General features: G+C 73.3%; 1 protein-coding gene (running past one end of the window). It reads right to left on the bottom strand.

The window, feature by feature from the left end:
* Positions 1–18: 18 nt before the first annotated feature.
* Positions 19–23,826 carry the 3' portion of a lonely Cys domain-containing protein gene (locus ACFWVP_RS17460; protein WP_384497534.1) on the bottom strand. It continues 14,763 nt past the right edge of the window, so 23,808 of the gene's 38,571 nt are visible here — the last part of the coding sequence; the start codon falls outside the window, past its right edge — the gene reads right to left on this strand; the stop codon is at positions 19–21.

The raw sequence follows: 23,826 nt of genomic DNA, 5'->3' as shown, positions 1-23,826 counted from the left end.
GAGCTCCTCGCTGGGACGTCAGGCACGGTCGTCGTTCAGTATGCGGCGGAGCCCGTCGGCCAAGGAGGCGGGCGGGACCAGGTTCCGTGCGCGGAACCACGCGTCGACCAGCCGCTCCAGCCGGCCGGCCGACAGCACACCGCCGTCGGCTCCGGGCAGGGCATCGGGCCCGAGCGCCGCCAGTACGCGCAGGGCGTCATCGAGTACGTCGCGGTGCTCCTGGGCCCACTCGGCCGCCGCCGGGTCGGGAGGGTCGGCCGGTCCGGTCCGCCCGTCACTGTCCGGCAGCTCCGCCGTGTCCAGCGCGTGCTCGTCGGGGAACCTGCCGTCGACGGCCACGTGCTCCCGCAGCTCCGCCTCGGTCAGGGGCGCGATACGCCAGTAACGGCCCCAGTTGTTGACGTAGTCGAGGTCGGCCGACGCCGGGGCGCCGCTCTGCCTCAGACGATCGAGGACCAGCTGGCTGCCCCGCATGATCTCGTCCAGGGTGTGGTGCTCGGCCTGCAGCATCTCCGCCATCAGCGCGAGCCGCACCAGGCCCAGATCGACGTCGAGGCCCCACACGTCGCGCATCTTCACCGCCTGCGCCAGCAGCCGGCGGGCCGAGCCGGAGGTACCGGCCCGGACCAGGGCGCCGTTCCTCTCCGCCTCGGACTGCGGAACGCTGTCCATGGCGATGCCGTACCGGTTCATCCCCGGGATCCAGGGCATCCCGTCGCCCGACATCAGGGCCCGCTCGGCGTCACTCAGCGGCGGCGACAGGTCCTCGGGGCGCAGCGGCGTCCGCAGAGCGTTCTCCGCCCGGTCCATCAGCGCCTGCTCCTCGGGCGTCCTGTCGGACCGTCCGCCCAACTCCTGGTACACCGTCATCGTCTGCGAGGGCGGCCTCGACGACCGGTACTCCGCGGTGATGACCTCGGGGTTCGGATCGGGGCTGCCGAGCAGGTCGGAGATCACTCCGCCCTGCCCGTCCGGAGCCTGCGAGCCGATCCACAGCATGCCCATGCGCTCCCGCAGGTTGCCCGACTCCACCACCGCCACGAGCTGGTCCCAACCGGTGCCCACCGCGCCGTCGACCGAGGGGTCGTCCGAGCCCAGTTCCGACCAGCGGCCCGCGGCCACCGCCCGGGTCCACAGCTCGCGGGTCATCACGCCGAGCTGTGCGTTCGCCGCCGCGTGACCCCCGAGATACCGGCCCAGGCGCTGCTCGAAGCGCACCGCCTCCGTCATATAGCGGATGCGGGCCAGGACCCATTCCGGGGCCTGCCGGTCCGCGGCCGGGCGCAGCACGGACACCGGAGCGGAGTACAGGGCGTCCACCACCCGGCTCAGCCGTGCCTCGCTCCCGGCGGTGGTGTCGCCCGGGCCGTCCGGAAGGCCGGCGAGATGGCCGTCCCCGTCACGGACGAGCAGGGCGGGCGGTGTGCCGCCCATGCGCTCACCGTGGAACGTCACCTCGCCTCCCGTGTCCGCCACGGCCACCGTCACCCCGAGCCCGCGGACCGCCGCCGCCACGAGCGGCCCCATCGGCACGTCCATGCCCTCGGCCCCGTAGGAGGAGTCGGCGAGCAGCACCCTCAACCGCTGCACGGCGCTCAGTGGAACCCGCGCGGCGGGGAGCCGGTCACCGAGGAGCATGCCCTCCGTGCGCAGGCCGAGATCAAGAGGCACCCCGGCCTTGTCCAGGAGGCTCAACGGAACACTCGGACCCTCGTCGAGCGACGGCACCTCCGGCTCGGACACGTCGTCGTCGGCGAGGGTGCCACCCAGCCAGGCGCGGAAGTCGTCGGACGTCTCGACGCCCGCCTCCCGGAGCGCGTCGGCCGCCACGTGACGGAGGGCGAACAGCAGGGTGTCGACGGACCGGCCGCCCTCGCCCGTCGACTCGTGGAGGGCGAACACGGTGCCGTCGAGCTCGGCGGCGTACGGCCCGGTGCGCCGGTAGCCGTCGGGGGGCGCGGGAGTGCCGTTCCCTACGGAGGTGTCCTCGTCGGTGAGTTCCACGATCCGGGGGTGCGGCTCGCCCTCTGCGAACGGGTCCTCCGGTGCTTCGTCCGGGGCGAAGAACGCGCGGGCCGCCGGCTCCTCCCCGTTGCGGTGCACGGGCCGCACCACGGGCGCCGGGCGCGGACTGCCCCCCACGGCGGTGACCGAGGGCGCGATGCCGAACAGGTCGTCGGGGGAGCCGGGTTCGGTGATCCGACCGGTGGCGCCCGGTGCGTCCTGGCGCGGTGCCCTCTCGTGTACGTCGATCGCCTCGTACGGCTCCTTCCGTGAGTCGCCCGTGACGATCGTCCGGGTAAAGACGTCGAAGGAGGCACCCGGCGGGTACAGAGCCTCCGTCTCCAGCGGCAGGGCCGCGAACGGGTTGACCTCCCGGGCCGTCGAGCGCGCCACGTGCACCAGCCCGCGGTGCGCGTCGCCGGGCACGCCCTTGCTCCGGTTCATGAAGCCGAGCGCTTCCTCCTCCACCAGCGCCGTACTGCGGAAGAACGGCATCGTGATGGCGTCCCGGCCGTACACCGGTCCCTCCGCCGGCGGGGCGCCCAGCGCGCCGGGCATCCCGCGGTCACCCCACCAGACGTCGGCGTTCAGCGGGGGCAGGATCTCCAGTGCCTCGATCGTCATGTCGACGTGCAGCGACAGCTCCTCGTACACCGCGTCGGCCATCGCGTCCATGCGGCTCTTCAGGCGGGCCACCTCGGCGGTCCGCTCCAGGAGGTCGTCCACGTCCCACATGGCGTCGAACAGGGCGGCGAAGCCGGCCTGCTTGCGAAGTGTCGTCGGAAGGAGGTCCGCGGCGCCGACCTCGGCCATCTTCCGGGTCATCGTCCAGGCGTTGAGGCGCACCAGGCGCCGTCCCATTCCCTCGCCGAACCGCTCGCCGTTGAGGAACGCCTTCATCAGCCGGTAGTCGGCCCCGCTGTAGAGGTGAACGGCCGTCAGGTGGGCCGGGTGCAGTCGCTCCAGGGCCGCCCGGCCCACGTCGCCGTAGCGGCTCAGCCACGAGTGGAGGGCTCGGCTCCGGTCCGTGTCGGACGGCAGGTTTCCGGCGAGCGCGGCGTCGACCAGGTCCACGAGACCGCCCGGGAGGTCGAGCTTGCTGCGCGTGATGGTCCGGCCGAACGTCATCCGCTCCGCGTACAGCGCGCGGTGCGGCGGGACGAGCCGCGCGGAGGAAGGCTCCCCCGCGCCGGTCGGATGCACGTCGAAGGACCTGGCCGGGTCCGCCACCCAGGTGTGGAGTCCGGCACCGTCGCGCAGCGCGAGGCCGCGCTCCTCATCGGTTCCCAGGCCGATCCGGTGGGAGGCGCGGAGGATTTCGTGGAGCGACTGGAGGTCGGCCGGGATCGCCCAGGCGATGAGCGCGCCGCGCAGCGCGAGCAGGCCGTCCCTCGACGCGCCGAGTGCGGCGTAGGTCTGCAACAGCCGCAGCGCGGGGCCGTGTTCACCGCCCACGCGGCGCATGCCCCTGGTGTCGTGCACGTCGCGGTACGCGCTGCCCGGTGCGTACCGGCCACGGCGGTCCGCAGGGCGGGACAGGGCCTCGGCCGTCTCGCGCGGCAGGCCGGGGCCCGCGTACGACGCGTACGTGAACGCGGTCATCAGCGCGTCGAGGGCGAGCGGTCCCGGCGGTGCGTCGAGCAGCCGCTCCAGCGCCGCGGCCGGGTCGCCGGGGACCGAGTCCGGTGCGAAGAAGGACCTCCGGGCCGCGTCCTCGCCGTGGCGTGCGGTGAGTTCCCCGTACATGCGGGACACCGCGTCGCGTACGGACTCGGTGAGACCGCCGGTACGGCCCGTGTGCCCGGCGAACGCGAGCTCCAGGGCCACGCTGCGGCGCCGCCACTCACGGTCCCGGTACATGGGCGCGAACCGTGCCGTGCCGGCCGATCCGGCGGGGCGCCAGGACCGTACGGCCCAGGCCGGGCCGCCGTCGGAACGGGTCCCGCCGTCGGTGGTGTCCGCCTCGGGGGTGCCCTCCCGGCCGGCCGGGGACACGGGAGTGGCGTTGATCCGTACGGCGGACGGATAGGCGATCCCCGTGTCCCCGCCCTCCTCGTCGGTACCGGGGTCCCGACGAGGCGTCCCGGTCGCGAAGTGGAACGTCCCGACGCCGGGGTCGTGGCGGGCCGACGGCGCCGGCCAGGCCTGGACGTTCCCGTCGGCGTCACCGGAACCGGTGTCCGGGGCCGTGGTGACCATGCCGGAGGAGGACGTCCGGACCGGCCTGGCCTTCCAGACGGTCGTGGTCCACCGCCCCAGCTTCTTCTCGCGGACGGCGGTGATGCGCAGCGGGGCGAACAGGTCGTCCTCGATGACGTCGAGCGGTCCCGAGTAGGCGAAGGCGTTCCGGCCGGTGCGGTCGGAGAACGCCTGCGTCCGCTTCGGCCCCGCGGCTGTGAACCCGGACATCGGGAAGACGACGGGGACGTCGACGCCCGCCTCGGTCACCAGCGGGGCGAGGTCCAGAAGTGCCCAGAGCTCCTCGTCGGGCACGGGCAGCGGAGCGTGCCCGGGGAGGTGGATGACGACGGCTCCCTGGTCGGTCCCGGTCCAGATCGCGAGGGACTTCCCGGGCTGCTCCCTGGATTTCCACCGGGCCGGGTGAGGAACGGTGAGGATGTCGCTGCCGCTCCTCACCCGCGCGTACCAGTGGTCCATGTCCACGCCGTTCGGGGCGGGGCGTCCGCTCCAGTTGTAACCGGTGGGCTCCGCCCCGTCCGTGAGGATCTGCTTGAAGGCCCCCAGTCCGCCGAGGTGGTGGGCGGCCAGCAGATGCGGGTCGGTGATGTCCAGGCCGCGTGCGTGGGCCCGCGTGGCCAGGAGGGTCAGCTCCATGATCCGGTCATCGGTCCACGGGTCGGTGTCCGCCATGTGGAGAACGCCGCGTCCCAGGCTCTCCTGTTCCGCCGGTGTCATCCGGAACAGCACCTGGTCGGCCGCCGCCACCGTCGCCCAGTAGGCCCGTGCGGTGTCCTTCGGGCGTACCGCCATGAAGTCGGGCAGCTCCAGCACGTCCCGGACGAGGTCCTGCCCGCCGCTTCCCGAGAACTCGTCGACGGCGTACGTCAGGGCCGTGTCCGGGAGCATCTCGCCGAGCGTGATGTCCGGCCGCAGGGCGACCCGGTCCCGGGCCGCGTCCAGGACGGCCAGGTAGGCGGCCCGGTCCGGGGTGTACCCGCCGATCCGCCGCGCGAGGAAGGTCCACAGGTCCGTCCGGAACAGGGTGAACAGCCGCACGCCGGGGTCGTTGGCGCGCAGCGTCTCCAGAGCGCCCACGCCCTTCAGCACCCGTTCGTACCGGCCGCCCGGCACACCGCGGTCGTCCTCCACGTCATGGCCGAACACCAGGCGCAGCGCACGGACCAGCCGAAGTGTGGTCGCCCGGACCGCCGGTGGCACGGCACCCGGGTCGCGGTGGAGGCCCGCGTCCCGCGCCAGCTGGTCCAGCTCGTCGTCCAGCGGCTCCGGCCGGAAGCGCTCCACACGCCCGATCACACCACCGGGGGTGTCCTCCACGACATGGGAGTCATCGTCCAACGCCTTTATCAGTGAGGACGCTTCGACCACCCGACGGCTGGCATTAGCCGTGTGCTGGGCGAGGGACACCTCCTCCAGAGGGTCCTCCACGCGAGGTACCGGGCGGCCCTCCTCCTGCTGGTGCCCGGGGTCGCCCGCCGACGCCCCGTAGCAGACCTCCAGCCCCATCCGGTGGCCGGCGGGCAGTTCGCCGACCTCGCGCAGCCCGCCGATGTACCGCCCGCCGTCGGCAGCGTCCAGCAACACTGTCCCGCCGTCACGCAGGACGACCGCCAGCGCGCCCGGGAGCCCGTGGCCGTAGTACCTGTAGACAGCGCCGTCCGGGGTGATCCGCTCGGTGGCGACCTGCTTGTCGCCCTCGCCGGTGGCCACGTAGTGGATCAGCTGCCGCTTGTCGAGGAGGGCCCGCAGCAGTTCCTCGCGCCGTGCCAGGTCGTCGTTCACCGACGCACGGCCGAACCGCTCGCGGCGGTCGGAGACCAGGGGCCGGGTGGCCACGTCGCTGTCGCGGAACCGCCTGCCCTCGGCCGACGTCCACTCACGGTCCTCGAACGGCACCGGCACCGCGGGCGGGTCGAACGGCACCCAGTCACCGTGCCAGCCCCCGGCGTCCCGGACCGTCATCGTCGGCACGTGGGCGCGCAGCGCGGCGTCGTACCGCAGCCGCCCGTCACCGCTGGGGGCCCAGACCCGCCTCCCCAGCCTGACGGCGACCGCGCGCATCAGCTCCAGGTACTGGGACCCGGCGTACGGGATCGCCAGGACCACCGGCACGCGCGGCGGCAGCGCCGCCAGTTCCGGATCGTGCGCCAGCTTCTCGGCGAACGCCTCGTGGCTCAGCTGCTCCTCGACGAAGGACCGGTCCCCGACCACGTACGCGTCGTCGCCCCAGGGCGCGGGCCGGTCCGGCTCCGGTACCTCCGGGCCGCCCTGGCCGCCCGTGATCTCCCGTACCCGGTCGACGCGTACCCGGTCGACGAACGCCCCCGTCAGGTCGCGTCCGCGCACCGTGCCGGAGCCGTCCCGCAGCACGGCGGCCGGGTCCTGGAACGGGTCCGTCGCCCGCCCGGACGGGGACGCCGGGCCGAAGAGGGCCAGGTCGTCCTGGGCGGTGGCGGACCCGGTGCCGGAAAGCCGCCGGGCGGCGGCGATCCAGTGGCCCGGGGCCCCGGTGTCAGGGTCCGGCAGGGTGACGACATCGAGCGGGGCGGCGGGGCTCCCGGCGGTGAGTGTCATCGGGGCGCTGTAACCGTAGGCGGGGCGTCCGGTGCGCTCCGAGAACCGCTGAACCAACCGCGGGCTCAACGCCCCCGGTCCGGTGGTCAGGAACAGCACCGGAATGCCGAGGGAGACCGTACGCAGCACCGGGGCCATGTCCAGGAGGGCCAGGAACTCGTTCTCGGGTACGGGGACGGGAGACCGGCCGGGCAGGTGGAGGACGGGGGTGCCGGTTCGATCGACCTCGACCACGTTCAGGATGGGCATGGGCTTGCCCGGGCCGGTCCACTCCGGCTTGACCGGGTGCGGGACCGTCCCGTCGGGCCCGTGCGTCGTGAGGTGCACGTTGCTCCAGTCGACCCCGGCGGGTGCGGCGGTGCCGGACCAGTTGACGCCCTGGATGTTGGGCCCCTGCCTCAGTAGCGCCGCCGGACCGAAGGCACCGCTCTCCGCCAGGTGGTACGCGGCGAGCAGGTCGTGGCCGGAGGCGTCCAGGCCCTCCGCGATCGCCTTGGCCGCCACCGCCCACACGGCTTCCTGCTGCGGACGGCCCCAGACCGTGGAGCTGTCGAGGTGCAGGACCTTGCGGCCCATCGCCTCCCGGGCCGCGGGTGTCATCGGGCGGAAGAGCTGGGCGGCACGGGCCGTGGCCCACAGCGTGGACGCCACGTGCCCCGCGGTGAACGCCGCCGAGGCGGGCAGCGACTGCACGTGACGGATGACCCGCTCACCCGCGTCCGTCAGTTGCTTCAGGGTGACCTGGAGCGCCGGCGACGGCACCGCGTCCGTGAGCCGGGCGGTGGGATCGGCCGCGATCCGTCCGGCGGAGAAGTCGAGCAGGGCGAGATATCCCGCCGGGTCCGGGGCGCGGCCGGTGTGCTCCTGGACGAAGAAGTCGAAGAAATCCATGCGGAAGGGACTGAACCGACTGAACGTCGGGTCGTTCGCGCGCATGCGTTCCAGCGCGCCGATGCCCTTGAGCGCCCGCTCGTAGCGTCCGCCGGGTGTGCCGCGGTGGTCCTCGATCTCGTTGCCGAACACCGTCCGCAGCGCACGCACCAGCCGCAGCGCCGTCACCAGCGTCTCCGGCGGCACCGCGCCCGGGGCCGGGTGCAGCCCCGCGTCCCGCGCCAGCTGGTCCAGTTCGGGGTCCAGCGGCTCGGGGCGGCGCAGGACCCGACGGCCCCGCTCACCGTCGGCCGCACCCATGGCGGAGCGTTGGCTGCCGTCCAGACCGGTCATCCGTGTGGACCCGTCCGTCTCCCGGCGGCTCAGGTTGGCGACGTACTGGTCGAGGGGGACGTCGCCCAGCGGATCGTCGATGTGCGGGGCCGGACCGAACGACGGCTGCGGGCGTCCGGGGTCACCGTCCGAAGCACTCCAGCAGACCTCCAGATGCATCCGGTGCCCCTGCGGCAGCTCCCGGACCTCACGCAGCCCCGCTATGTACGTGGCCGCGTCCCGCTTGCCCAGCCACACCGTCCGGCCGTCACGGAGTGGGAGCTGCATCCGGCCGGGCTCGCCGTGGCCGGCGTAGACGTACACCGCCGAGTCCATGGAGACCGGCTCGGAGGCCGTCACCTGGGCCCGCGTACCGGCGGGCGTCCAGTGCACGAGCCGTCGCATGTCGCGGACGGTCCGGAAGTTCTGCTCCCGCTGTCGCAGCCTGTCCTGCCGCTGGACGGCCAGCCGGCCGAACCGCTCGTGGTTCTCGTCGGCCAGGGGGCGCGTGACCACGTCGCTGTCGCGGAACGTCGTCCCGTCCAGCGCCGTCCACGCGCGGTCGGTGTAGGGGCCCGTGGCGGCCGACGGGGCGACGGCCACCCACTCCCCGACCGGCGCCTGCGGGTCCGGGTCCGTCATCACCAGGACGTGCGCGTCCCCGGAGCCGTCGGGAACCGCGCGGCCCACCCCGCTCGGCCCCCACACGGTGCGGCCCAGGCGGTCGGCCACCACCCGCAGCATCTGCTGGTACTGGTCCCCCGCGAACGGGACGGCCAGGACGACGGGAACGTCCAGCGGCAGCCCGCCGAGATGTGGGTCGGCGGCCAGCGCGTCGGCGACGCCTTCGCCGTCCAGGACGCGGCCGTCCGGAAGCCGCACCCGACCGTCCCGGCCGTCGGCGGCCACCACGTACGCCGACTCGGGCCATGGTGCCGGCCCGCTCGAAACCACCTTGGGCGCCACGCCCGGCCGGGTCTCGACGACCCTCACCGTCCCGGGCAGGACCCGCTGCACCGGCCTGGACGTCCAGTTGCGGCCCTGCGGACCCCCCGACGGACCGGTGAGCAGGGACTTCGGAGCCAGCAGCGGGTCGGTCGCCCCGGTGAACGCCCCGGACACCGCCGGAGGCGCGGCAGGGAGAACGGCGGACGCGGGCGCGGTGTCCGACTGCCCGAAGAAGGACGTCCCGGCCGGCCGCGCCGTCACGTCGCCGACCGCACCTCCCACGGCAGCCCGTTCCCAGGCCCGCACGCTGTGATGCCGCGGGACGATCGACAGCCCGGAGAGTTCCAGGTCGACACCGGTCGAGCCAGCGGCGGACAGGAGCAGGAACTGCAGGGCCATCGGCAGTGGGGGCTCCTGCTGGCCGTTGGCGGCGAAGTACGAGCTGACGGCGGAGCGCAGGTCGATCCAGGTGAGGGGGGCGTGCAGGCCGTTGGCCGTGCGGGTCCGCTCCAGGGCCCAGAAGCCGCGCAGCAGCGCCTCGAACGCGGCTGTGTCGTTCTCGAGCACGGGACCGTAGACCAGCCGGACGGCTCGTACCCATCGCCGTACGTCGGGTGACCGCCCGCGGTCGCCGGTGATCTGCTCCGCCCACCGGCCCAGTTCGGCCGTCGAGGGCTCGGGACGGAACCCGGCCCACCAGTCGCCCTCGGCCAGCTGCCAGCGCGGTCCGGCTGTTCCGTCCGCGGGCGCCAGGAACGGTTCGATGCCGCTACCGGTGGCCCAGACCCAGCGGTCCAGGCCGTTGGCCAGGGCCTGACCGGCCATCGGAGTCTCCAGCGGGTCGGCGGGCGGAGGGCCCGCGAGGTCGGCCCCCACCACCAGTACGGGGATCTCCGGGGCCAGTGCCGTCAGGTCTCCGTCGACCGCGAACAGGAAGTCCACGATCCGGGCGTAGTCGAAGACCGCGTCGGCACCGTCGGCCAGGGCGAGGACCGCGCCTCCGGGGCCGCCGCGGAGCCCGACCAGGTACGCGTCGTCGAACGGCAGCGCCTGGACCGGGCTCTCCAGCGGCACCGGGCCCGGCCGCAGGAAGGTGAAGGCGGACACGTCGGGCAGCAGGCCGTAGCTCTGCCGCAGTCCGTCCTGCCAGTCCTGAAGGGGCCGGGAGGACGTTCCCACCGGCCTGTCGTCCGCACCGCGGTGCCTGATCACCAGCACCCGGTCCAGGAGGATCCGGGACCCGTCCGACGCGACCAGTTCCGCGAACCACGGCATGACCGGAGGGGTCTGCCGGGGGTCGGTCAGGATGCCCAGGGCGGTGCGGGCCGCGTCGAAGATGCCCTGGGCTTTCGTCCGCCGGCCCGGGGGGATCCGGGACAGCAGGGCGTACGCCTCGACGAGCGCCGCCCGCAGATCCCGGTAGGCGGGGTGCCCGTCGTGCAGCGGCCTGCCCAGAGCGTATCCGCCCAGCGCGAGCGCGATCTTCCTGCTGTCCCACTCCGTCAGCAGCTTCCTGGTGGGACCGCCGGCCTGCGGGATGCCCGCCCGCGCGGTCACGAGGAACCCCGAGACGCCCCGCACCACCGGATCGGACACGATCCGCCGGACCACCTCACGCAGGACGTCCTCGGGCAGCGGGGCCCGGGACGTCAGCGCGCGCTCGTAGGCGCCGCGGCTGAGGGCGGACATCTCGGCGACGGCGCGCTGGATCTCCTCGGGCGTCATGAACTGGCCCGTGTAGCCGAAGTGCCGCAGCTCCGCGAGGACCAGCGGAACGGCCAGCCGGCCGTCGTCGGTGTCCAGCGTCGGGTAGTCGCCGTCATCCATCCCGACGGCGTAGCGCTGGCTGATGAGGGCGCCCTGGGACGTACGTCCGGTGAGGACGGCCGTCCAGTGCTCCCGGGGCGTCGGCACGTCCGCGCCGGCGGTGTCGAAGAAGCCGGCCGCCGGGGGCAGGTCCGGCGTCAGCCGCTGCCGGAAGAATTCCAGCAGCCTGCCCAGTTGCTGGACCGCGTCCTCGGTGAGCTGGTCGTGGCGCTCGTTGAGGAAGGCCCGCGTACGGGGCCGCAGCGCCCGCAGGACACGGTCCAGGGCGTTCCGCGAGGCAGCGGGCAGGAGGTTCTTGATGAGTTCCGGGTCGGTCCCCGGCGGCCGGGAGTTGTCGAAGACGTCGCCGATCGGCGCGGCCGCGACGTTCTGGAAGCCCAGCCATCCGTAGCCCCACACCTCGTCGATGTCCGGGACGGCCGCGAGGAACGGCACGATGTGGCTCTCCACGGCGGTCCCGCCGAGTACGTGGTTCGCGAACATCGTGGTGACCATCTGGCCGAAGCTCCGGGCACCGGCCACCGCGGTCTCGAACTGCTTCGCGGTCAGGCGCTCGTAGGCGATGTCCTGGAGTTCCCGGAGACCGACGGCGGGATAACCGACGGTGAGCTGGCCGTAGGCGGTCCAGTCGAAGCCCTCGGGCGCGGGGTTGATCTTCGTCTTCAACCCCACCTCGGTGAACGTCCAGCCGCCGAGTGGCCCCAGCACCTCGGTGAGTGCGACGGCGACCTGCCGCTCGTCCGCGATCCTCCCCGCGGCCCGCGCACGCTGCAGCTGGGCCATGCCCTCTTCCTGGGACTGCCTGCGCTCTCCCGGGATCACCGCCATCGGATCGAGGACGAACTCACCGATGGTGTACTTCCCCCTGACGGGCTGCGGCTCTCCCGGAGCGACCTGCGGCCTGTCGACGTGGAGCAGGCCGTCGGCCGTCATCCAGAAGCCCCGGCCGTCGGTCACGAGCGTGATCCCCGGGCCATGGGCCAGCACCAGCGTCGTGGTGATGCGGCCCGGCACGTCGATGAAGAGGTCGCGGCGCTCCTCGACCTCAAGACCGAGGGCGCCGTAAGCCGGTTCGACCGCCGCGTCCAGCTCCGCGTGCACCGTGGACGACGACTGCGCGAACTCGGGCAGCGCGCGTTCCAGTGCCTGCCCGGCGGGACCGACCACGACGGCCCGCGCGTCGGACGCCGCGACCGACGGCGGGAGCGCCGACACCTGACGGCCGTGACCGGCCGACAGGTCCACCCACACCACACCGCCACGGCCGCTCAGGTGGTACGCCGCCCACGCGTGCCCCGGCAGCGGGCCCTGGCGCCGCGCCAGGACGAACGCCACCGCGCCCGGCCCCTGAGCGGCGACCGCCCCGGCCACCGACTCCCACGACCGCACCCCACGCCACCCGGGGCCCATCACCAGCGACGACTCCGCCGGCTTCACCCCGGTCACCGAATCGTCCACCCCCAGGGCCGGACGCACCCCGCGCGGGAACAGCTCGCCGCGCAACGCGCCCAGCAGCGCCAGGCACCGCTCGACCGTCATGCCACGCACCGGATCGCGGCCCGCCGCCCGGCGCACCGCCGCCGTCAGCTCCTCGCGGCTGAGCGGCGGCGGCACGGTGACCACGGCACCGGTCAGACTCCGCGGCAGCGTCGCCGGTGTCGCGGCGGGCATCTCCGGCCGCTTCGGCGAGGAGAACAGGGCGTCGCCGTACGGAGCCGGTACCAGGACGCTGGAATTGAGGCCCCGCAACCACGCCTTGCGCCACACACCCTGCTTCCCGGTGCCCGTCTCGGGCAGACCGATGAGGCGCAGCGGGGCGGACGTGCCACCCGGAACCGGAGTGGTGGGAGCCACCGTCAACGCCCCGCTGTACGCCCATCCGTTGCGGGCGGTGCGGTTGGAGAACGCCTCCGACAGAGCCGTCGCGCGCCCGGCGCCGCTGCCCGCGCCGGACAGGACGAACAGCACCGGGACACCGAGCGCCGTCACGCGCAGCGGCGGTGCCAGGTCCAGCAGCGCCAGGAGCTCCCTGTCCGACACCCGGAACGGCGGTGTACCGGGCAGGTGGAGGACCACGAAGCCTTCGGCGTCGGTGTCCGTCCACACCACCATGACGTCCTCGTGCTCGCCCTCGGCCGTCCACGGCGCGCGGAAGTGCGTGAGGGAGGACCCGTCGCCCTCCATGTCCTGCCGGCCGACGCCCCGCAGGTCGACACCACCGTGAGCCGGCCTGCCGCTCCAGTTGTAGCCCTGGAACTCCTCGCCGTTCCTGAGGTGGCGGACAGGCCCGAACGCGCCCTTGGACGCGAGGTGGAAGGCGGACAGCGCGAAGAAGTCCGCCGGGTCGAGCCCGGCGGAGACGGCCTGGGCCGTCAGCATCCACAGCTGCTGCTTGCGCGCCGGGGTCCACTGCTCGTCGGGGAACATGTGGAGGACCCTGCGACCCAGCTTCTCCGTGAACGCCTCGTCCCGGCCGGCCATCTGCTGGGCGGCGCCCGCCATCGCCCAGAAGACCTGCGTCACGGCGCGCTTCGTCACCGGGAAGTTCTCGGGCTGCCTCAGCACGTTCCGCACGAGGGCCGCGCCGGACTGCGTCACCTGCCGTATCGCGTGCAGGATCGCCGGGTCCCCGATGGCCTCGCTCAACGGGGCCGTCGGCTTCTGCGTCAGCAGTCGCGCGGCGAGGTCCAGGACCTTCCGGTAGTCGTCGGGGCTCGGCGTCCTGCCCCCGACCCGCTGCGCGACGAAGGTCCACAGCTCCATGCGGAACGGTGTGAACCGGCCCAGCGCCGCGTCGTTGGCGCGCAGGGTCTCCATGGCGCCGATGCCCTTGAGCAGTCCCTCGTGCAGTACGCCGTCCGTCTCCGGCTCGGGGCCGAACACGATGCGCAGGGCCCGCACCAGCCGGAGGGTGGTCTCGCGCACCTCGGGCGACGCCTCCTCCTCGCCGGTGTGCAGCCCCGCGGACCTGGCCATCCGGTCCAGCTCGTGCGGCAGGGGTTCGGGGACCGCGTCCCTGCGCCGCCCGACCACCCCGCCGGGGGCGTCGTGCAGGATGTGGGCGTCGGTGTGGAAGCCGCTGCTCATCAGCGACCCACTGGTCACGCGACGGCTCGCGTTCGCCGTGTGCTGGGCCAGGGACACCTCCGCCAGCGGGTCGTGGACCTGGGGCGCCGGCCGGTTGTCCAGCTGCGGCAGCGTCGGGTTCCCCGCGGAGTCGCTCCAGCACACCTCCAGCTTCACGCGGTGGTCCTTCGGCAGCTCCGCCACCTCGGGGAGCCCGCCGACGTACCGTCCGCCGTCCGCCGCGCCGAGCCACACCGTCCGGCCGTCCCGCAGGGCGAGGAGGAGGCCGCCGGGCAGCCCGTGGGCGACGTACACGTACGCCGCCGGTTCCGGGGTGCGCGTCTCCTCGCTGATCAGCGCGGTCCGGCTGCCGGACGCCATGAGGTGGACCAGCTTCTTCGCGCGGAGGTACGACCGCATGAGCCCTTCGCGGTCCCGTACGTCGTCCGCGTGCGACATCCGGCCGAACCGCTCGTTCCGGTCGGAGACCAGGGGCCGGGACGCGACGTCGCTGTCGCGGAACGCCGTACCGTCCAGCGCCGTCCACGAGCGGTCCGGGAGCGGTGCCACCGCCTTCACCGGCCGGAACGGCACCCACGAGCCGAGTGGCTGGTCCGGGCCGTGGTCGATGAGCGCCGGGACGTGCTCACGCTTCTTGTTGCGCACCAGACGGCCGTCACCACTGGGCGCCCACACCGGCCGCTCCAGCAGGTTGGCGACCGCCCGCAGGTACTCCAGATACCGTTCGTTCGCCAGGTTCGGGACCAGCAGCACGACCGGGACGTCCTTCGGCAGCTTCGCCAGCTCGGGGTCCGCCGCCAGTTCCGCGGCCAGCTTCCCGGCGTCCAGCACCCGCCCGTCGGGGAAACGCACGCCGTCCGGACGGCTCTCACCCCATACGACGTACGCCGAGTCCCCCCACGGTGCGGCGGCGTCCGCGCCGGACACCTCCTTCAGCGGAACACCCGGCTGCTCCTCGAAGACGCGCACCCGCCCGATGCGCAGCTGGCGTACCTTCTCGCCCGTCAGGTTGCGACCGCGCGGCACACCCGACGCGTTCGTCATCAGCGTCTCAGGCGCGAGCAGGGAGCCGGCCGAGGGCTCGCCCCCCTCACCGACGCGCAGCGCCCCGATGTCCGGCAGCTGTACCGGGGTGGCGGGATCCTTCGGGCTGAAGATGATCAGGTCGTCCTCGGCCGCCGCGGTCCGGCCGCCCTGCTGCCGCGTGGCGGCGGTCCAGCGGCCCGGCGCCCTGGTGGCCTGGTCGGGGAGGGCGAGGATGGTGAGCGGGACGGCGGGGCCGGCGTCGCCGAGCATCATCGGTGCGCTGTAGCCGAAGGCGGGGCGCCCGGTGTTCTGGGAGAACCGCTGCACCAGCCGCGCGCTCAGGGCGCCCGGCCCGGTGGTCAGGAACAGTACGGGGGTGTCCAGGGCGACGGTGCGCAGTGTCGGATCGAGGCCCATCAGGGCCAGGAACTCGTTCTCGGGGACCGGGACGGGGGAGCGGCCGGGGAGGTGGAGGACGATGGTGCCGGCCTGGTCGACCTCGACCACGTTCAGTACGGGCATGGGCTTGCCCGGGCCGGTCCAGTCCGGCTGGACCGGCTGGGTGGTGGTTCCGTCGGGCCCGTGGGTCATCCGGCGCACGCTGCCCCAGTTGACGCCTGCGGGCGCGAGGGTGCCGGACCAGTTGACGCCCTGGATGTCGGGGCCCTGTCTGAGCAGTGCCGCGGGGCCGAAGGCGCCGCTCTCCGAGAGGTGGTAGGCGGCCAGCAGGTCGTGGTCCGAGACGTCCATGCCCTGGGCGAGGGCCTTGGCCGTCACCGCCCACAGGGCTTCCTGCCGCGTCCGGTCCCAGGCGGTGGAGCTGTCGAGGTGGAGGACCTTGCGGCCCATGGCCTCCCGGTCCTCGGGTGTCATGGGGCGGAAGGTCCGGGCGGCTCGGGCGGTGGCCCACAGGGTGGACGCCACCTGCCGCGGGGTGAACGCCGCGGGAGCAGGGACCGACTGCACATGACGGATCACCTGCTCACCCTTGTCCGCCAACTGCTTGAGGGTGACCTGAAGAGTGGGCGACGGCACGGCGTCCGTGAGCCGGGTTCCGGGGTCGGCCGCCACCCGGGCCGCGGCGAGGTCGAGCAGGGCCACATAGCCCCTGGGGTCCGCGGGCCTCCCGGTGTGTTCCTGGACGAAGAAGTCCAGCATGTCCATGCGGAAGGGGGTGAACTGGCTGATCGTCGGGTCGTTGGCGCGCATCCGTTCGAGAGCGCCGATGCCCCTGAGTACGCGCTCGTACCGGCCGCCGGGTATGCCGCGGTGGTCCTCGATGATGGTGCCGAACACCGTCCGCAGAGCACGGACCAGCCGCAGCGTCGTCACCCTGGTCGCGGGTGACACCGCCCCGGGACCGTGGTGCAGGCCCGCTTCGCGCGCCAGCCGGTCCAGCTCGTGCTCCAGGGGCTCGGGGCGACGCAGGACCCGGCGCCCGCGCTCGCCGCTCGCCGAACTCAGAAGTCCACGATGGTGGTCGTTCAAGCCGGTGGGCCTGGTGGCTCCGTCCGTCTCCCGACGGGTCAGGTTGGCCACGAGCTGGTCGAGCGGAACGTCGTCCAGCGGGTCGTCGACATGGGGTGCCGGCGCGTGTGCGGCCTGTTGCTGTCGCGGGTCACCGTCGGAATCGCTCCAGCAGACCTCCAGGTGCATCCGGTGCCCCGGCGGCAGCGCCCGGACCTCGGCCAGCCCCGCGATGTACGCGGCGGCGTCCTGCTTGCCCAGCCGCACCGTCCGTCCGTCGCGGAGCGGGAACGCCATCCGCCCGGGCGACCCATGGGCGGCGTAGACGTACACCGCCGAGTCCATGGAGACCGGCTCGGCCTCGGTGTCCTGATGGCTCCCACCAGCGGGCGCCCAGTGCATGAGTCGTGTCATCCGACGGAACGTCCGGAACCGCTGCTCGCGCTTGCGCAGCGCGTCCTTCTGCCCGATCGCCATCCGGCCGAACCGTTCGTGGTTCTCGTCCACCATCGGGCGGGTGACCACGTCGCTGTCGCGGAACGTCGTCCCGTCCAGCGCCGTCCACACGCGATCCGCGTACGGCCCGGTCACGGCCGACGGAGAGGCCGACACCCACACGCCGACCGGCACGTTCGGATCGTTGTCGACCAGGGCGAGGAGATGCGTGTCCCCGGTCTCGTCGGGGAACAGGTGGCCGACGCCGCTCGTGCCCCACACGGTGCGGCCCAGCCGGTCGGCCACCAGCCGCAGCACCTCCTGGTACAGCTGTCCGGCGAACGGCACGGCCAGTACGACGGGGACGTCCTGGGGCAGTTGGGCCAGGTCCGGGTCGGCGGCCAGCGCGGCGGCGAGCCCCTCGGCGTCCCACACCCGCCCGTCGGGCAGCCGCACCCGCCCGTTCTCGCCCTCGGCGGCCACGACATAGGCGGTGTCCGGCCATGGTGCGGGACCGTTCGAGACCACCTTCGGTTCCACGCCCGGACGGGTCTCGATGACGCCCGTCCCCGGCAGGACCCGGGTCACCGGCTTGTCCGTCCAGTTGCGCCCCTGCGAGCGTTGTGACGGCCCGGTGATCCGGGTCCTCGGCGACAGGACCGGGTCGTTCGGGCCGGTGAAGGCGACCGGCACGGCGGAAGGCACGGGAGGGCTCACCCCGGACGGCGGCGCGGGTGATCCCGGCGGCGGCGCGAAGAGGGACACCTCCTCGTCCCGCGCGGCGGTGGGGTTGCCGGCCGTCCCCGCGGCGGTGGTCTGCTGCCGGGTGGCGGTGGTCCAGTGGCCCGGGGCCCCGAGGGCCGGGTCCGGCAGGGTGAGGATGCCGAGCGGGGAGCCGGGCGCCGTGGGGGCGAGCAACATCGGTGCGCTGTAGCCGAAGGCGGGGCGCCCGGTGCGCTGGGAGAACCGCCGCACCAGCTGCGGGTCCAACGCACCCGGCCCGGTGGTCAGGAACAGCACCGGCGTACCCAGGGGGATGGTGCGCAGCGCCGGATCGAGGCCCAGCAGGGCCAGGTACTCGTTCTCCGGTACCGCGACCGGGGAGCGGCCGGGCAGGTGGACGATGACGGTGCCCGCCTGGTCGACCTCGACCACGTGCAGCATGGGCATGGGCTTGCCCGGGCCGGTCCAGTCCGGCTGGACCGGCTGCGTGGTGATCCCGTCGGGCCCGGACACCACCTGGTGCACAGCGCCCCAGTTGATCCCGGCGGGGACGGTGGTGCCCGACCAGTTGACGCCCTGGACATTGGGTCCCTGCATGAGCAGCGCCGACGGACCGAAGGCACCCGCCTCCTTCAGGTGGTAGGCGGCCAGCAGGTCGTGGTCGGAGACGTCCACGCCCTCCGCGATCGCCTTCGACAGCACCGCCCAGAGGGCTTCCTGCCGCGACCGGTCCCATACGGCGGACGCGTCCAGGTGGAGGACCTTGCGGCCCATGGCCTCGCGGTCCGAGAGTGTCGTCAGGCCGAAGACCTGGGCGGCACGGGCCGTGGCCCACAGCGTGGACGCCACATGCCCCGGAGTGAACGCCGCCGAGGCGGACAGCGACTGCACGTGACGGGTCATCCGCTCGCCGTCGGCCGCCAGCTGCTTGAACGTGACCACGAGCGCCTGCACCGGCACCGCTTCGGTCAGCCGGGCGCCGGGGTCGGCGGCCACGCGGGCCGCCGCGAAGTCGAGCAGGTCCTGGTATCCGGCCGTGTCGGGGGCGCGGTCCGTGTGTTCCCGGACGTAGAAGTCCAGCATGTCCATGCGGAAGGGGGTGAACTGGCTGAGCGCGGGGTCGTTGGCCCGCATCCGTTCCAGTGCGCCGATGCCCTTGAGCACGTTTTCGTACCGGCCGCCGGGCACGCCGCGGTCGTCCTCGATCTCGTTGCCGAACACCGTCCGCAAGGCACGCACCAACCGCAGTGCCGTCGCCCGGGTCTCCGGCGGCACCGCACCCGGAGCGCGGTGCAGCCCCGCGTCCCGCGCCAGCTGGTCCAGCTCCGGGTCCAGCGGCTCGGGACGGCGCACGACCCGGCGGCCCCGCTCACCGTTCGCCCCGTCCACCGTCACGCGCTCGCTGTTGCTGAGACCGGTCTGCCGGGTGGCGCCGTCCGTCTCACGCCGGGTCAGGTTGGCCACGTGCTGGGCGAGTGGAACGTCGCCCAACGGGTCGTCGACATGGGGAGCCTGACCGTACGTCGGCTGCTGCTTCAGGGGATCGCCGTCGGACTCGCTCCAGCAGACCTCCAGATGGATCCGGTGCCCGGACGGCAGCTCCCGCACCTCACGCAGCCCGGCGATGTACGCGGCGGCGTCCCGCTTGCCCAGTCGCACCGTCCGTCCGTCGTGAAGCGGAAGCCCTATCCGCCCCGGTGATCCATGGGCGGCGTACACGTACACCGCCGCGTCCATGGAGACCGGCTCGGAGCCGCCCTCCTGGTACCCCGCGCCGGCGGGCAGCCGGTGCGCCAGCTGCCGCATCCGACGGAACGTCCGGAAACGCAGTTCGCGCTGTCGCAGACCGTCCTGTCCCGAGACGGCCATCCGGCCGTACCGCTCATGGCTCTCGTCCACCAGCGGCTGGGTGTACACGTCGCTGTCGCGGAACGCGGTGCCGTCCAGTGACGTCCACCGGCGGTCCGGGTCCGGGCCCGTCGTGGTCGAGGGGGAGGTGGACACCCACGAGCCGACCGGCGCGTCCGGGGCGGAATCCACGAGCGCCAAAACGTGTGAGCCGGAACCGTCGGGAGCCAGACGCCCCGTACCGCTGGAGCCCCACACGGTGCGGCCGAGCCGGTCGGCCACCAGCCGCAGCACCTCCTGGTACTGCCGGCCCGCGAACGGTACGGCCAGTACGACCGGGATGTCCTTCGGCAGCTGGGTCAGCTCCGGGTCGGCGGCCAGCGCGGCGGCGATTCCCTCGCCGTCCAGCACCCGGCCGTCCGGCAGCCGCACCAGCCCGTGCTCACCCTGTGCCGCCACCACGTACGAGGTGTCCGGCCACGGCGCCGGCCCGCTCGACACGATCTTCGGTGTGACACCGGGCCGCGTCTCGATGACCCGCACCGTCGCCGGCAGGACCCGGCTCACCGGTCTGCCTGTCCAGTTACGGCCCTGCGAGCGCCCCGACGTCTCCCTGATCAGGGTCTCCGGAGACAGCAGGACATCGTTCGGCCCGGTGAAGGTTCCCGGCATCCCGGGTGGCGCGGGAGGACTCACCACGGAAGACGGCACGGACGGTGGCGCGGAGGGCCCCGCCTGCGGCGCGAAGAGCGACACCTCCTCGTCCCGCGCGGTTCCGTAGCCGGTCGGCTCTCCGACGGCAGGCATGTGCCAGGCCCGCATGCTGTGGTGGACCGGCACGATCTGGAATCCGGACAGCTCCAGGTCCACGCCCACCGAGCCCGCGACCGAGACCAGCAGGAACTGAAGGGCCACCGGCAGCGGAGGCAGCGGCTGTCCGTTGGCCGCGAAGTACGAACCGATCGCGGACCGCAGGTCGCTCCAGGTCAGGGAGGACTGGTGACCGTTGGCCGCCCGGGTCCGCTCCAGGGCCCAGAAGCCCCGCAGCAGCGTCTCGAACGCCGCCGTGTCGTTCTCCAGCGTCGGGCCGTAGACGAGCCGGATCGCCCGGACCCAGCGCAGTACGTCCGGGGCGCGGCCCCGCTCACCGGTCACCTGCCCGGCCCACCGGCCCAGTTCGGCCGTCGACGGCTCGGGACGGAAACCGGCCCACCAGTCCCCTTCGGCCAACTGCCAGCGCGGCCCCTGGTCGCCGTCCTCCGGGACCAGCACCGGCTCGATACCGCTGCCGGTCGTCCACACCCACCGGTCCAGGCCGTTCGCCAGAACCTGGCCGGCCGGCGGTGTATCCAACGGGTCGGCCCCCGGCGGGCCGGCGATATCCGCTCCGGCCACCAGCACCGGACGCTCCGGCGGCAGAGCCGTGAGATGTCCGTCCACCGCGAACAGGAAGTCCACGACCCGCGTGTAGTCGAACACTCCGTCGGTGCCGTCGGACAACGCCAGCGAGGCGCTGCGGGCGTCACCGCGAAGTCCGACCACGTACGCCTCGGCGAACGGCAACGGATGTGCCGGACCCTCCATCGGCACCGGCCCCGACCGCACGAAGGTGAACTCGCCCACCTCCGGCAACAGGCCGTAGATGTGCCGACGGGCATCCTGCCAGTCCGCCACAGGACGCGAGGACACCGACACCGGCCTGCCCGCCGCGTCCCGGTGCTGGACGACCAGCACCCGGTCCAGCGGGATCCGGGATCCGTCGACCGCGACCAGCTCCGAAGCCCACACCATCGCCGGCGGCGTCCGCTCCGGGTCGGCCAGGATGTCGAGAGCACCCCGCGCCGCATCGAGCACCGTCCGGAGCTGCTCCCTGTGCTGCGGGGGAGCGGTGCCGAGGGCACGGGACGCCTCGTCGAAGGCCGTACGCAGCGCCTGGTGCACCGGGTCGTCGACGGGCAGCGGGGTGCCCAGGGCGTATGCGCCCAGCGCACGGGCGACCCTCTGGCTCTGCCCCACGGACATCAGTTTCCGGGTGCCGCCGGGCTGCGGCATACCCGCCATCAGGACCATGTGCACGAAGTTGGCCATGCCCCGGACCACCGGATTGTTCACGACCCGCGCGACGGATTCGAGGAGGACGTCCTCGGGCAGCGGAGCGCGATGGGTGAGCGCCCGCCGGTAGGCCTCCCGGCTGAGCTCGGAGAGCTCGGCGACGGCCCGCCGGATCTCCTGCGGGGTCATCAACAGCTCGTCGTCGTAGGCGAAGTGCCGCAGCTCCGTGAGGACCAGCGGAATCTCCAGCCGGCCGTCATCGGTGTCCAGGACCGGGTACTGGTCGTCGTCCATGTCGACCATCTGCTTCTGGGTGACGACCCTGCCCCGGGAGGTGCGGCCGGTCAGCGCGGAGGTCGTGTGCTCGCGGGGCGACGGCACATCGCCGATGGTGGCGTCGAAGAACCCGGGGAAGGAGGGCTTGTCCGGCGTGACGGCCTTCCGGTAGAACTCCAGCAGCTTCCCGAGCGTGACGGTGAGGTGCCCGCTGACGCCGTCGTGGTGCATGTCCAGGTAGCCCCGGGTACGGGGCCGCAGAGCCCGCAGGACGCGGTCGAACGCGGGCCGGGACGCCACCGGCAGGCCGTGCTTGGCCATGAACGGGCTCGGGCCCTGGTTGAGGATGACGCCGATCGGCCTGGCGACGATGTGGGCGTAGACGAACCGCAGATAGCCCCACACCTCGTCGACGTCCGGGACGGCCGCGAGGAAGGGAACGGCCACGTCCGGCAGATCGCTCCGGCGGGTGACGGCGCGCACGAAGTCCGCGGTGGCCGCCATCCCGAACATCCTGCTCGTCGACTCCACAGCCTCGATGGCGCCCCGCGGCAACCGGTCCGCCGCCTCGTCCTGGAGCACGCTCAGGCCGAGGGCGGGGAAGCCGGTCGTGGGCTGCACGTAGGCGCGGTCCGTCCTGACCGGAGTCGGGCCGACCAGGACCTTGTCACCCAGGTCGGTGGTCTTCCAGCCGTCCTGCGCGGGCAGGAGACCGGCGAGAGGGATCTCCGGAGCGGCATGCGGCTCGTCCCTGGCCGCCAGCGCCCGCTCCACCCTCCCGAGCCGTGCCAGCGTCTCCTCCTGGGACCGCCTCCGTTCGCCCGGAAGCACCGCCATCGGCTCGATGACGATCTCGCCGATGAGGTAGGAGGCTTGTCTGGGCTGCGGCTCTCCCGGTGCGGGCTTGGGATAGCTGAGGTGCGTCCGCCCGTCGGCGCTCCGCCAGAACCCGGCGTGATCAGTGACGATCTTGAAGCCCGGCGCCTCGGCCAGCACCTGCTTGGCCGGAACGTCACCGATGCCGGTGATCACGAACATCTGACGCTTCTCGACCTCGAGGCCGATCGCGCCGTACCGACGGCCGGCCGCCGCGTCCAGTCCGGCGTGCGGCGTGGACGACGACTGTGCGAACCCCGGCAGCGCACGCTCCACGACCCGGCCGCCGGGACCGATCACCACCGCCTGCGCGTCGGACGACGCGACCGCAGGCGGAAGCGTCGAGACCTGGCGGCCGGCCCCGGCCGACACATCCACCCACACCACACCGTCACGGCCACCCAGGTGGTACGCCGCCCACGCGTGCCCCAGCGCCTCACCCTGGCGCCGTGCCAGGACGAACGCCACCGCGCCCGGCCCCTGAGCGGCGACCGCCCCGGCCACCGACTCCCACGACCGCACCCCACGCCACCCGGGGCCCACCACCAGCGACGAGGCCGCCGACGTCCCGCCGACCACGGCATCGTCCACCGTCACCGCCGGACGCACCCCCCGCGGGTACAACTCGTCCCGCAGCGCCCCCAACAGCACCAGACACCGCTCGACGGACATGGCCGTCACCCACCCGCGACCCGCCGCCCGGTGTACCGCCGCCGCCAACTCCGTACGGCTGAGAGCGGATACGGGGGCCGGAGCGGTCACCGGAACGGGCGCGTGGGGCTGCGGCCGGTACGTGTTCTCCGTCCCGTCCCACATCGCGCGGAAGGCCGCCCAGACGTCATCCTCCGCCCTCGGGTTGGCCCCGTGGGGGTGGACGCCCTTCGGGTCGGTGCCGTACAGCTCCCGAAGCAGCGGCAGCAGCTTCGGCTCGTGGCGCCCGACCCACTTCGCCCCGTTGTTGCGCGGCAGGCCGGTGTACGGGTCGGTCCCGGTGTTGGTGCCGAGATAGGTGTTGGTCAGCTGGGCGAAGAACTCGAACTCGTCACGGGAGGAGTAGTTCCGGTGCCTTCCGGAGGTGTCGTACAGCGGCCCGTCGGGCCACTCCGCGAAGCCGCCCGCCAGCACCTTGTCGCGGAACACCTCGGTGATGAGGCTTCGCTGGTCGTCGGTCAGGCCGTGGCGGTGGAGGGCGTGCGCGAACTCGTGGGTCGCGGCGGAGTAGCCGTCGGCGTACAGCCCGGAGCCGGGCACGCCGGTGGCGTCCCCCAGCAGATTCTCCTC

Source organism: Streptomyces sp. NPDC058637 (assembly GCF_042717325.1).
In the GTDB taxonomy this organism is placed as follows: domain Bacteria; phylum Actinomycetota; class Actinomycetes; order Streptomycetales; family Streptomycetaceae; genus Streptomyces.
This window is presented reverse-complemented; position numbering and strand designations above follow the sequence as displayed.